This is a genomic window from Mycobacterium sp. (assembly GCF_052143115.1).
Classification (GTDB): Bacteria; Actinomycetota; Actinomycetes; order Mycobacteriales; family Mycobacteriaceae; genus Mycobacterium.
On record NZ_JBKQTQ010000126.1, the window covers coordinates 1 to 12,702 of the forward strand.

The 12,702-nt window shown below is 65.6% G+C and carries 14 protein-coding genes; 6 read left to right on the plus strand and 8 right to left on the minus strand.

From position 1 onward, the window contains the following. The coding region (gene ripD / locus ACLQI9_RS13695; protein WP_442391772.1) for an NlpC/P60 family peptidoglycan-binding protein RipD at positions 1-500 on the minus strand (500 nt) is incomplete at its 3' end. A 356-nt stretch (positions 501-856) separates the two neighbouring features. Next, a complete protein-coding gene (locus tag ACLQI9_RS13700; protein WP_442380772.1) occupies positions 857-1,294 on the minus strand; it encodes a hypothetical protein in 438 nt (145 codons plus the stop codon). Between the two features lie 68 nt (positions 1,295-1,362). Between ACLQI9_RS13700 and ACLQI9_RS13705 the strand changes: the two genes are divergently transcribed. Genes ACLQI9_RS13705 through ACLQI9_RS13720 form a run of 4 tightly spaced genes read left to right on the plus strand, consistent with a single transcriptional unit; the run spans position 1,363 to position 5,018 of the window. Next, entirely contained in the window at positions 1,363-2,679 is a 1,317-nt protein-coding gene (locus tag ACLQI9_RS13705; RefSeq protein ID WP_442391773.1) for an adenosylmethionine--8-amino-7-oxononanoate transaminase, read from the plus strand. Positions 2,680-2,683: 4 nt separating this feature from the next. Next, positions 2,684-3,832 (plus strand): 8-amino-7-oxononanoate synthase, encoded by a 1,149-nt coding sequence (locus ACLQI9_RS13710; RefSeq protein WP_442381704.1) that lies wholly within the window; start codon positions 2,684-2,686, stop codon positions 3,830-3,832. Beyond that, positions 3,829-4,509 (plus strand): dethiobiotin synthase, encoded by a 681-nt coding sequence (gene bioD, locus ACLQI9_RS13715; protein WP_442381706.1) that lies wholly within the window; start codon positions 3,829-3,831, stop codon positions 4,507-4,509. Before ACLQI9_RS13710 ends, bioD begins: the two co-directional genes overlap by 4 nt. Further along, positions 4,509-5,018, plus strand: coding sequence for a 2'-5' RNA ligase family protein (locus ACLQI9_RS13720; RefSeq protein WP_442381708.1), 510 nt, complete (start codon positions 4,509-4,511; stop codon positions 5,016-5,018). The genes bioD and ACLQI9_RS13720 overlap by 1 nt, the downstream gene beginning before the upstream one ends. On the opposite strand, the gene ACLQI9_RS13725 is transcribed toward ACLQI9_RS13720, so the two are convergent. From ACLQI9_RS13725 to ACLQI9_RS13740, 4 genes are all read right to left on the minus strand, one after another. Further along, positions 5,011-6,204, minus strand: a complete 1,194-nt coding sequence (locus tag ACLQI9_RS13725) for an NAD-dependent formate dehydrogenase (RefSeq protein WP_442381710.1) — start codon at positions 6,202-6,204, stop codon at positions 5,011-5,013. The two genes, ACLQI9_RS13720 and ACLQI9_RS13725, sit on opposite strands and share 8 nt — an antisense overlap. Positions 6,205-6,354: 150 nt before the next feature. Beyond that, positions 6,355-7,383: a cupin gene (locus ACLQI9_RS13730; protein ID WP_442381712.1), complete on the minus strand. Its 1,029-nt coding sequence runs from the start codon at positions 7,381-7,383 to the stop codon at positions 6,355-6,357. 115 nt (positions 7,384-7,498) lie between these two features. Next, entirely contained in the window at positions 7,499-8,347 is an 849-nt protein-coding gene (locus ACLQI9_RS13735; RefSeq protein ID WP_442381713.1) for an aldo/keto reductase, read from the minus strand. Positions 8,348-8,411: 64 nt separating this feature from the next. Next, positions 8,412-9,194, minus strand: a complete 783-nt coding sequence (locus ACLQI9_RS13740) for a hypothetical protein (RefSeq protein WP_442381715.1) — start codon at positions 9,192-9,194, stop codon at positions 8,412-8,414. 180 nt (positions 9,195-9,374) lie between these two features. Between ACLQI9_RS13740 and ACLQI9_RS13745 the strand changes: the two genes are divergently transcribed. Next, complete coding sequence (locus ACLQI9_RS13745; protein WP_442381717.1) at positions 9,375-10,052, plus strand: GntR family transcriptional regulator; 678 nt, start codon at positions 9,375-9,377, stop codon at positions 10,050-10,052. A gap of 23 nt (positions 10,053-10,075) precedes the next feature. Here the strand turns inward: ACLQI9_RS13745 and ACLQI9_RS13750 are convergent, their stop codons facing one another. After that, positions 10,076-10,615, minus strand: a complete 540-nt coding sequence (locus ACLQI9_RS13750; protein WP_442391774.1) for a tat pathway signal sequence — start codon at positions 10,613-10,615, stop codon at positions 10,076-10,078. A 132-nt stretch (positions 10,616-10,747) separates the two neighbouring features. Beyond that, positions 10,748-11,329 carry a GGDEF domain-containing protein gene (locus ACLQI9_RS13755; protein ID WP_442381721.1) on the minus strand — a complete coding sequence of 194 codons (582 nt, stop codon included), beginning with the start codon at positions 11,327-11,329 and terminating at the stop codon, positions 10,748-10,750. A gap of 647 nt (positions 11,330-11,976) precedes the next feature. Here ACLQI9_RS13755 and budA point away from each other — a divergent pair. After that, positions 11,977-12,702 (plus strand): acetolactate decarboxylase, encoded by a 726-nt coding sequence (gene budA, locus ACLQI9_RS13760; RefSeq protein WP_442381768.1) that lies wholly within the window; start codon positions 11,977-11,979, stop codon positions 12,700-12,702.

Consider the following 12,702-nt stretch of genomic DNA (forward strand, 5'->3'; position numbering starts at 1 on the left):
GACTCGATTATTCGGGTCAGATACGGAGTCATGCCGTTGGTGCGGGCCGGCGAGACCGTGACGGCAGGCTCGGTGGCCTCGATCATCTGACCGTTGCCGAGGTACATCGCGACGCTCTGAGTGCCACCGGGGCCGTAGCAGAGCAGGTCACCGGGGCGTGCTTGTGCGGGAGCAACTTTGCGGCCGACGTTGCACTGCTCGCCCGAGGTCCGCGGCATCTTGAGCCCGGCGCCGGCATAGGCGTACTGGATCAGACCTGAAGCGTCGAACCCGACCACGTTGGCCTTCAGCCCGGTGCCGCGGGTTGGGCCTGCGACGTTGCCGCCGCCGTACAGGAACGGCACACCGCGCTGCGCAAGCGCGCGTTGAATCACGTAGCTGGTCGATTGCTGGTAGCCCACCAGCGACGGGCCCGGGTCAGCGGTCGCGAAGTTGGGGCTGAGCATCGGTAGCGTCAGCAACAGGGCCAGACTGATCGGGACTGCGTAGCTGCGTCTCATGTGGATCACCTCTCTGTGGCTTCAGCGCGGTGACTTCGCGCATCCGCCGTCATTCCATGCCGGTTCACCACAGAGACTCGTGTGCTGGCCCGCCCCGTTGGGGGCCGCACGCCGCCACCCAATGTCCGTGAGGACATGGAAGAAGACGTCGACCCTCGGTGAACCGTTGAATTCACAACAGTCACTACAGACACTTTGGCAACAAATAGCCGCGAGGGCCATAGTGCAGGTGCTTCCCGAGGGATTTTTTGTCGTAACGTGACCGAACGGTGACCGCTTATTGGACCGACGCCCAATCTGCTGCGGGCAGTTGTGATTTCGCTCTCATCCGGACTTTCACCAAGCGTGTCGCCGGATCAACCTTGCCAGTGCCAGTACGGCTCGCTGAAGGCGGTCAGGGCGGAGCCCGCCACCGAGGTCAATAGGACGATGCCGAACGCCAAGAGCGGCCAGAAGGACAGGTACCAGCCCTTCAACAGGGAAACCACCGGTCCGATGAGAGCCGCGGAAATCGCGGCGCCGATACCGCCCCACACCACCGGGTAAATGTAGAAATCGACGCCGTAGGGCACCGGCGGGCAATCGTCACCCGTGCACACGTCGCTGAGGAAGCCGAAAAGCCGTGAGTACCAATCCGTCGTAATGGCCAGGACCACCAGTGTGGCCAGCGTCGCGACGGCGCAGGTGACGTCCCACCGGACCAGTCGCAGCCGCAGTACCGGTGGCGGGGAGGGGGCTGAAGAGTGAGCATCGTGGCCCGCGGACGGGTCAACGGGCTGTTGCGTCGAAGCCATGGTCGTTCAATGCTGACCGAAGGCTCAGGTCGCGGGCAAATCGATCGACTGCTTTACCCTCGTTCTCTATGGTCGCGACGACTCCCGGGCTCACACCCGAGCAGATCAGCGCGATCGACGCGGCCCATTTATGGCATCCCTACAGCACGATCGGCGCCGAAGCGGTGCCGCCGGTGGTCGCGGTCGGCGCCCACGGCACCCGGCTGACGCTTATCCGCGACGGCAGGCCGATCGAAGCGCTCGACGCGATGAGCTCCTGGTGGACGGCCATCCATGGGCACGGTCACCCGGCCCTGGACGCGGCGCTTGCGGCGCAGCTGGCGACGATGAACCACGTCATGTTCGGCGGGCTGACCCATGAACCCGCCGCGCGGTTGGCCCAACTGCTTGTCGACATCACGCCGTCGGGGCTTGAGACGGTTTTCTTCTGCGACTCCGGATCGGTGTCGGTGGAGGTCGCGGTGAAGATGGCGCTGCAGTACTGGCGCGGTCGCGGCCGGCCCGGCAAGCGGCGGCTGATGACCTGGCGCGGCGGCTATCACGGCGACACCTTCACCCCGATGAGCATCTGCGACCCCGAGGGCGGCATGCATTCGCTGTGGACCGACGTGCTGGCGCGGCAGGTGTTCGCCCCGCAGGTGCCCCGCGACTACGACGCTGCCTACAGCGCGGCGTTCGAGGCGCAGCTGGCCGATCACGCCGACGAAGTGGCGGCCGTCGTCGTCGAGCCGGTGGTGCAGGGCGCCGGCGGGATGCGCTTCCACGATCCGCGTTACCTGGCGGACCTGCGGGAGATCTGCCGGCGGCAGGACGCGCTGCTGGTGTTCGACGAGATCGCCACCGGATTCGGCCGCACAGGCGAGCTGTTCGCCGCCGACCAGGCCGGCGTCAGCCCCGACATCATGTGCGTCGGCAAGGCGCTCACCGGCGGATACCTCAGCCTGGCCGCGACTCTGTGCACCACCGACGTCGCGCACACCATCAGCTCCGGTGAGGCCGGGGCGCTGATGCACGGGCCTACCTTCATGGCCAACCCGCTGGCCTGCGCCGTGTCGGTGGCCAGCGTGGAGCTGCTGCTCGGCCAAGACTGGCGGTCGTCAGTTGCCGCGATCAGCGCCGGGCTGACGGCAGGCCTGGAAGCGGCGCGGGCATTGCCGTCGGTGACCGACGTCCGGGTGTGCGGGGCCATCGGCGTCATCGAATGCGACCGCCCCGTCGACCTGGCGATCACCACCCCGGCGGCCTTGGACCGCGGGGTATGGCTACGGCCGTTCCGCAACCTGATCTACGCGATGCCGCCGTTCATCTGTACGCCCGACGAGATCGCGCAGATCACTTCGGCGATGGTCGAGGTGGCGCGGCTGACCGGCTCTCGTAGGCTCTAGTGCGATGACGCAGATCGATACGTCACCGCTCGCGTGGCTGGAGGCGGTGGAGCAGCAGCGCCGGGAGGCCGGGCTGCGACGCGCGTTGCGCCCGCGCCCGGCAGTGGCCACCGAACTCGACCTGGCGTCCAACGACTATTTGGGTCTTTCCCAGCACCCCGACGTCATCGAAGGCGGAGTAGACGCGCTGCGCACCTGGGGTGCCGGCGCCACCGGTTCGCGTCTGGTCACCGGTGACACCCTGCTGCACGGGGAACTCGAGTCTGCTCTCGCCGAATTTGTCGGCGCCGCGACGGGTTTGGTGTTCTCCTCCGGATACGCCGCCAACCTGGGGGCGGTGGTCGGATTGTCCGGCCCGGGTGCACTGCTGGTGTCAGACGCCTACTCGCACGCCTCGCTGGTCGACGCCTGCCGGCTGTCGCGGGCCCGGGTGGTGGTGACGCCGCATCGCGACGTCGACGCCGTGGACGCGGCATTGGCGGCGCGGGACGAAGAGCGGGCGGTCGTCATCACCGAGTCGGTGTTTTCCGCTGATGGTGCGCTGGCTCCGGTGCGGCAGCTGCACGAGGTGTGCCGCCGGCATCGCGCGCTGCTGATGGTCGACGAGGCTCACGGTCTGGGTGTGCGCGGCGCAGGCGGGCGCGGGCTGCTGCACGAGCTGGGACTGGCCGGCGCGCCAGATGTCGTGATGACCACGACGCTGTCCAAGGCGCTCGGCAGCCAGGGCGGCGCGGTGCTTGCGACTTCGCCGGTGCGTGACCACCTGATCGACGCCGCCCGGCCGTTTATCTTCGACACCGGTCTGGCGCCGGCGGCCGTGGGCGCCGCGCTGGCCGCGCTGCGCGTCCTGAGCGCCGAGCCGTGGCGACCCGAGGCGGTGCTGCGGCACGCGGGCACGTTGGCGCAGATCTGCGAGGTTTCCCAGGCGCCGCAATCGGCGGTGGTCTCGGTGATCCTCGGCGCGCCGGAGGCGGCATTGGCCGCCGCCACGGCCTGCCTGGACGCCGGGGTTCGGGTGGGCTGCTTTCGGCCACCGACCGTGCCGGCCGGTACGTCGCGGTTGCGGCTCACCGCGCGCGCGTCGCTGGATGCCGACGACCTCGAGGTAGCCCGCACGGTGCTGACCGACGTGCTCCGCGCGGCACGGCTTTGACGGTCCTGATCGTCACCGGGACGGGGACCGGGGTCGGCAAGACCGTCGTGACCGCGGCCCTGACATCGGCCGCGCGGCAGGACGGGGTCGACGTCACGGTATGCAAACCGGTCCAGACCGGCACCGAGGCCGGTGACGACGACCTCGCCGAGGTGACCCGGTTGTCGGGGCTGACCAAGGTGGTCGGACTGGCGCGTTTCCCGCAACCGCTGGCGCCGTTGGCGGCCGCCGAGCAGGCCGGAACGTCATTGCCCACCCGCAGCAACGTGCTGAAACTCGTCCGCGCACTAGACCGCCCGGGACAGCTGACGCTGGTCGAGGGCGCCGGAGGCTTGCTGGTCGAACTCGCCGACGCGGGCGTGACGTTGCGGGATCTTGCGGTCGACCTGGGTGCCGCGGTGCTGGTGGTGGCCACCGCCGAGCTCGGCACCCTCAATCACACCGCGCTGACCGTGGAATCGCTTGCTTCACATGGAATTCCGTGTGCTGGACTGGTGATCGGCACATGGCCGATGCGGCCGGGTGTGGTGGAGACCTCCAACCGATCTGCACTGGCACGCCTGGCGCCGCTGCGCGCCGCGCTGCCTGCCGGTGCGGCGTTCATGGAAGCTGCCGAGTTCGCCGCGATGAGCGCGCAGGCCTTCGACCGGGAATGGGTCACCGCGCTGGTCGGCTGATGGTCCATTCGATCGAGCTGGTCTTCGACCGCGACACCGAGGCGGCGATCCGTCGCATCTGGGGGGACCTGGCCGCGGCGGGCATACCCAGCCAGGCGCCGGCCAGTCGTCCGCACGTGACGCTGGTGGTGGCCGAGCGGATCGCGCCGGACGTCGACGCGCTGCTGCGGCCGGTGGCGCAGCGACTGCCGCTGGGGTGCGCCGTCGGGGCGTCGCTGCTGTTCGGCAGATCGAACGCCGTGCTGGCCCGCCTTATCGTGCCGACGGCCGAGCTGCTCGCGGTGCACGCTGAGGTGCACCGAATCTGTTGGCCGTATTTGGCGCCCGGCCCGATGCCGAACAGCCTGCCCGGTCAGTGGACGGCGCATGTCACGCTGGCCCGCCGAGTTGGGGGAGCCCAACTCGGGCGGGCCTTGCGTCTTGCGGGTCGACCGTCAGAGATTCACGCCGACATGGCCGGTTTGCGCCGCTGGGACGGCAACAAACGCGTTGAGCACCTGATCAGCTGACCGGCTGACCGCTGCCTGGGCTGGCGCCACTGCCTGCGGTGTAAGACGCCTTTCCGGTACCGGCCAGCGCTCCGCCGGCCACGATCAGGTATTCGTCGCGGATGGGACGGTCGGCGAACCAGTCTTCGAGAATCTCGCGCGTCCCTGCCGCGTAGCGAGCCTGGGCCGACAGCGTGGTGCCCGAGGTGTGCGGTGTCATCGCATTGTGCGGCATGGTGCGCCACGGGTGGTCGGGCGGCGGTGGTTGCGGGTACCACACATCCCCGGCGTAGCCGGCGAGCTGACCGCTCTTCAACGCCGACACGATCGCGTCGCGCACGCAAATTTCGGCGCGAGCGGTGTTGACGATGTAGGAGCCGCGCCGCATCGACGCCAGCAGCTTCTCGTCGAACAGGTGATAGGTCTGCGGGTGCAGCGGAGCGTGGATAGAAACGACGTCAACCGCGCGCACCAGCGACGCGGCATCGGGATGGTAGGTGACGCCCAGTTCGTGTTCGACATCTTCGGGGAGTCGGCGAGTGTCGGTGTAGTGCAACGTGACATCAAAGGGGATCAGCCGGCGCAACACCGCCTGGCCGATGCGGCCGGCGGCGATCACCCCGACATCCATGCCCTCGACGTCGTAGGCCTGCGCGACGCAATCGGCGATATTCCAGCCGCCGTCGGCGGCCCATTGGTGTGAGGGGACAAAGTTGCGCACCAGCGTCAAGATCTGCATGACGGCGTGCTCGGCGACGCTGATGCTGTTGCAGAAGGTGACCTCGGCGACGGTGATCCCGCGGGCAATGGCCGCGTCGAGATCGACGTGGTCCGAACCGATCCCGGCGGTGAGGGCCAGCTTCAGATTGGGAGCCTTGGCGATCCTTTCGGCGGTCAAATATGCCGGCCAAAATGGTTGGGAGATAACAACATCAGCGTCGGGCAGCTCGCGTTCGAATTCCGAGTCCGGGCCTTCCTTGTCCGACGTCACGACTAGCTGGTGGTGGCCTTCTTCGAGGAATTTCCGCAAGCCCAGTGCACCGGACACGCATCCCAACAGCTCGCCGGGAGTGAAATCGATTTTCGACGGGGTCGGCAAGGTCTGGCCACCCGGGTAACCGTGTAGCACCGGAATGCTGTCGCGGGCATACACCGGCGGATATCCAGTGACCGGATCTGGATACAAAACGAGCAGTACTTTCGCCATCGCGTTCTTCTCTTTAGTTGAAGCTCAGCGGACCTATCTCCTGGGATTCAACCTAGACTTCATTGTCTCGATCACGAAGACGCAGTAAATGCCCAAAATCATTGCAGCCCAGTAGATCATCATGCGACTCGTATTCTTTAGGCCCGCGGATCAGCCAGCGACCAAATCGCGGCGCTGGGTGAACTTGATGTCGAGGCTGCGCAGGTAGGTCTGCAGCCCGGCGTCCTGGACGGGGATCAGGTGGGCCGGGGTATCGGTCTCGTTGTAGTGGGCGTGCCACATGCCGGGCGGCGTGGTGAACGCGCCGCCGGCCTGCCAGTCCACCCGGATCGGGTCGACGATTTCCCCGCGCTCGTCGAGCCGCGTGCCCAGCAGGGTGTAGCAGCCGCTGGCTGGCGCGTCGAGGATCAGGTCCAGGGCGACCGACTGGTGCCGGTGCGGACGCTGCTCCTGGGCGGCCGGCAGCACACCGAACATGGCCCACAGCACATGGGTGATGGTCAGCGTCTGCTCCTGATCGGCGTTGGCCAGCAAAACGCTGACCCGGCTCTTGTCGTTGGCACCGGGCCGCGCGGCGATGTCCTCGAGCTTGGCGACGGCGTCGGCGCGGCGGAACTTGGTGGGCCGAAACCTGGGCTGGGCCGCGTCGGCACCCAGGTAACGCAACAGCGGTTCGTCGTGCACCCAGTACATGGCTGTCTCGGCGTCGGCGTAGAACACCGCGTGGCATCCGGCGGGGAGCGTCAAAAAGTCGCCTTTTTCCCACTTGACCAGGTGGCCGTTGATTGCCGCGAAGCCCCGCCCGTACAGCATGTAGTACAGCTGGCTGGTGGCGTTCGGGCTGGTGTCGATCTGCTCACCGGCGCGAATGCTCACGAAGTTGGCCAGCAGCGCCGGGCTGGTCGCCTCACCGGTCGTGACTCCCAGCTTCTTGGACAAATCCAGCGGCACTATGCCGGTCGGCTGGCCGGCATAGATCTCGGGGTCGAACCGAACGATCGGCACCTGCGGCGCGTGCCCCGAGCCAATGGGGTTGGCGGCCTTGGAGTATTCGAAATAGCAGGCGTCGTGGGCCCACTCTTCAAACCGTCCTTCGAACCCATACTCGGCGACATTCGTCATCGGCGCCGGAATTGTCGGATCCAGATTGACTGACGCTTCTGGATTCGCGGTGGACATCGCGGGCCTCCTAGTAATGCTCCGTAGCGCTTGTACTCCGATAGTATTTATCTTGTATCTTAGTTGTCAAGCGTCGCTGGCTGCCGCCTTACCTGAGAGGCCTGTGGCGATGTCGTCAGTCGGGGATGTAGTCGAAACTGTCGGGGTTGGGACCGGTGCGTCCCGATTCGCCGCGGTCCAAGCCGGTGACGGCGTCCATCTCGTCGCTGGCGAGGCTGAAGTCGAAGATGTCGAAGTTCGACTTCATCCGCTCACCGTGCACCGACTTCGGGAACACGATGTCGCCGCGCTGGATGTGCCAGCGCAGTACCACGTGCGCAGGAGTTTTGCCGTGCGCATCGGCGATGCCGGTAATGACCGGGTCGCCGAGCACCTTGCCTTGCGCGATTGGTGACCAGGCCTCGGTTGCGATCTGGTGCTCGCGGTCGTAGCCGCGCACCTGCTCGTTGCCGAAGTACGGGTGTACCTCGATCTGATTGACGGCGGGCACGGTCTGCGATCCCTCGGCGAGCCGGTCGAGATGCGCGACCTGGAAGTTGGACACGCCAATGCTGCGTGCGCGGCCGTCCCTGGCGAACTCCTCCAGCACGTTCCACGTCGAGACGAAATCACCGTCATAAAGCGTCGGCAGCGGCCAATGGATCAGGAAGAGGTCAACGTAATCAGAATCCAGCGCGCTCAATGTGGCGTCGAACGCGCGGCGCGCGTCGTCCGGCCCGTGATACCCGTTGTTGAGCTTGCTGGTAATGAATACCTCACCGCGATCCAGCCCGGCATCGCGGATGCCTTGCCCGACTTCTTTTTCATTGCCGTACATCTCGGCGGTGTCGATGTGCCGGTACCCGACCTCCAGCGCCGAACGCACCGCGGCGACAGTCTGATCAGGTTTTATCTGGAAGACGCCGAAACCTAATTGCGGGATGGTGTTGCCGTCGTTGAGCGTGATCGATGGGATAGAACTCATCTGCTTGACCTCCTGGCGATCCCGGTGGTTGCGGTCGTGCTGCGATCGTGAATGTGGCTGCCCGTCACCGCGCCAGAACAAACTCGGCCTGGGACGCCACTTCGCGTCGATTGTTCACCGATGCCGCCTCGTTGGGGGAGTTCTCCAGCCCGGCGAGTTGACGCCACGAGGCGATCGCCTGCCTGGCCAGTTCGACCGTGCGGCTGGCTGCGGTGTCCGCGACGGCCCGCGCGTGGGCGCGCATGGCGAATGCGGTCGCGGCGTCCAGCGTCGACTGGTAGTGGTGCACGTTGACGAGTGTGGTCGACTCGTATGCGGCCCGGATGGCGAATGCGCCGGCGGCGTTGGACTTGGGGCTCATCGCGCAGGCGGCGGCGCGTGCGGCACGGTCGGCGGCATCCCAGGCGGTACTCGCGGGCATGTCGCCACGCGCGGCTTGGCGGTGCAGCTCGGCGATGTCGAGGATCGCCTTCACCTCGGTGATTTTGGCGTACTGGAGAACGCCCCAGACGGGGTTGGTCAGCAGTTCGGCCAGCCAGGCGTGGACAACGGCGTCGGCGACGCCGGCCGTTCCCACCGTCTGCCAGGCGAGTTCGATCGCGAGCACGCTGTGTTCCGGTGACAGGTAGCCACTAGGTCCGGCCAGCAGGTCGTTGCAGGCCTGGACGACGACAGCCAGGGGACGGGCTGAGCAGGTGGGGAAGTCCGTGATGCGGTCATCGCCGTTGGTGTAGGAGATGACGTTCATGGCGCAGCCTTTACCTGATCCCGGCTGGTGGGATCCTCTGGCCAACCTGAGTGGGTGGGTGATGCGGTCGAGATCCATGTGAGTTACCGCAGTAGACATTGCGGCCTCCTTACTTGTGCACCTCTTAAATATTTTCTAGATATGACTGCAGTTTATCTCGTATTTTAGTTGTCCGACCTGCGAAATCGATCACAGCCGCGCCTACCGAGCGGCGGCGACACGCTGGTGTACGGTGATGTACACATGTGGGATACGGCTTAGCTGCAGGGGAGGCGCGTGGTGGCGACCAAGGCAAATGGTGGTGGCCGGGTTGCTGCCAAGGACCGCGCGCATGACTACGTGAAGCGCCAGGTGCTGACCGGAGGGTTTCCGGGTGGGGAACTGATCAGTGAGGGCGAGGTCGCGGCCGCCCTGGGGATGTCGCGCACACCGGTGCGTGAAGCCTTCCTGCGGTTGGAGGCGGAAGGGCTACTCCGGCTGTACCCGCAGCGCGGTGCGCTCGTGGTGCCGGTTTCCTCGGGGGAGGCCCGCGCGGTCATCGAGGCCAGGCTTGTTCTCGAACAGTTCGCCGCACGCAAAGTCATCGGACGTGGCGCGGCAGTGCGCGCAGCGGTATTCGAACGGCTATCGGCGGAGCTGCAACAGCAGCGCGACGCCGTCGCTGAATCTGACTGGGAAGAATTCTCAGACGCCGACCGCGCCTTTCACGACGTCACCCTTCAAGAGTCAGGAAACGCCATCGTGGCCGGTTTCTACTCATCACTGCGCGACCGTCAGATGCGGATGAACCGTGAATTGGTGATGCACGAGGAGCGGATCACGACGATCCTGGAAGAGCATCGCCTCTTCGCCGAAGCAGTGCGCGACGGGGATCTCGAACGCACCGAGGAGGTCCTGCGGACGCACCTGGCGAGCACGATGCGCACGCTTGGTCTAACTGTCGAGCATCCGGCCTAGTGCACCGACTGATCTCCGCGGTCTCACACCTGACGCCATGATGGCTGGCTCGGGTCGACCAGCTGCACGTCGACAGGGCCAAGGCCGAAGATGGCAATAACCGCCGGGTCGGGCTGGCCGGCTGGTACGCCGTCGTAGTGCGGGGTACGCGCGGTGCGCTTCACATAGCCACCTGCTCCGACCGGAACCGCATCGTGCGGTTGGAAATCATTGCCGCTGTTGACAAACCAGGTGCCGAACACCACCACCTGAATCCGGTCGGTCGCATAGGTATGCGGCGCGCTGAACCAACCCGGATTCCATTTCATCAGAACCAGATACGGACCTGGGCTGTCGAAATCTCCATACAGCTTGGCCAGCTCGCCGCTGTGCGGTGGCAAATTGCCCCATGGCTCGAAAGTGATGTCCTGGTAGGGCTGGACGAACGTTTCGCTTGGATCCGGGCCGACTTCAGGTGCCGGCGCCAACTTGATGTTGTCGAGCTTGGCCGTCTTGTCACCGGCGGCCATCGCCGCCATCAAGAGTGGTGCCGCGGCCAGCAGCGATCGCCGGTCTAATTTCATGCCGCCCATAGATCCCTCCCGTGCTCGTATTGGCTTAACGGCTACGCGCCACAGTCAAAAATTCTCCCGCGGGAACTGGGAACTTCCGGCTGTCTTCGCGAGATTTCCGAGACCGGGTGCGAAGTAGGCGTGTTAAGCGCGGCTGCCTTTTAGGTCGGCGTGCGGAAGGTGGGCGGAGCGGCTCTGGTTTCCGCAGGCGTGTTTCGCGGCGTACATGGCTGTGTCGGCGAGGTTCACCAGGTCGTCGATGAGTTCACGCTCGGCGGGGGCGAAGCTCGCGGCCAGCGGCGCGGTCGCGATACGGATGCTGGCCGTAACCGGAAAGTCGATGGCGGCGATGGCCATGCGCAACTGCTCGGCGATGTCGAGCAGGTCGTCGCTGCGGTAGGTGTCCGCGACGACGAATTCTTCACCGCCGAAGCGGGCTACCAATGATGTGGGTGGACAGGCGAGGCGCAGGGCACCGCCGACCGCGACCAGGGCCTGGTCCCCGATGGAATGGCCGTGAGTATCGTTGAGGCGCTTGAAGTTGTCTAAGTCGATCATCGCCACGCTCAAATAGCTCGGCCCTTCCCTGCGGCGCAGCAGCAACCCGTATGCCGACTGGTAAAAGGCCCGGCGGATCAACAGACCCGTGAGTGTGTCGCGGCTGGAATGTCGCAAGTCGCTGCCCAGCGCACGCACCAGCCAATACACCGCAAACGGAAACGCCACATTGAGCACCCGGACGAGCAGAAACGCAGCAGATCAACCAAAACAGCGCCACGATAACGCCGAAGCCGCTGGCAATCGGTGCCACGACGACCGCGCCTGGTAGTGCGTCACGATCGCTCTGCCCAACACCACAACCGGAACCATGGCAATCGAGGCGATAACAGCGGCAACCATCGCCCGCCATATTCAGCCGGATACCCCGGGTTGTTCAAATAAAGACTTAACCAGTCAAAGTGATCGGTCTGCTGCCACCGGCGCCCCACAGCGTTCACGGGTACACCCTCTCGTAACGCGACGGATCCCGGTAGTTATGGCATCTGTCTCCGATTCGACAGTTATCCCATGCTGTCAGATAGTCTGCAGCTCAGGCCGAGAATCTGCCAACGCGTAGGCACCAGCGTCGGTGTGCCTTGCTGCGCAACCGCCGACGTTTTCGCGGAGCCGCGCAATCCGGATCAGCATGAACGGGTGGTAGGGCTGCCGCGAAGTCGCGCGACAGCGGTTGACGGCTTTGGGAATCAGCGCAACGATTCTCGTGCACAGCATCACAGGGTGTCGACGACAATCCATGCCGACCGGGGAGATCCAAGGTGGCCTTTGATCCGGCTGAGTCCGCAGCGAGCGTCCTGCGGGGTTGGGCGCACGCGATGCTCGCGCATCGCCACGGCAGTGAGGTTTACCAGACCTCGACGATGGGCGCTTTGCTCGACGGCGTCTACGACGGCGATGTCACAATCCGGGAGCTGTTGCGGCACGGGGACTTCGGCCTGGGCACGTTCAATGGTCTCGACGGCGAGATGCTGGTGCTCGACGGAGTCTGCTATCAATTGCGCGGCGACGGTAGTGCACAGGTCGCCGATCCGGAGCAACGCACCCCCTTTGCCGTTGTCACCTGGTTCGCCGCCGACCGCACATTCGAGGTGTCCGCGCCCGTCGACCGTGCCGAGCTCAAAGCACGCATCGATGAGTCGCTGCCCAGTACCAACCTCATCGTCGCTGTCCGTGTCACCGGTGATTTCAGCGTGATTCGCACCCGCACGGTAACCGAGCAGCACCGGCCCTACCGACCGTTCACCGAGGCCACCGAAGATCAACAGGAGCTGGCCTTCACCGACGTGACCGGCACGCTGGCTGGATTCCGGATGCCCGACTATGAGCAAGGTATCTCGGTGGCGGGCTACCACTCCCACTTCGTCGACACCGAGCGTCACCACGGCGGCCACGCCCTCGATTACCGGTTAAGCCGGGGCACCGTCGAGATCGGCGTCCGTTCCGATCTGCACTTGAGTCTGCCGCGCACGCCGGAATTCCTCGCCGCCGAGTTGAACAAAGCCGATCTCGACGCCCAAATCCGCCGCACCGAGGGAGAATGA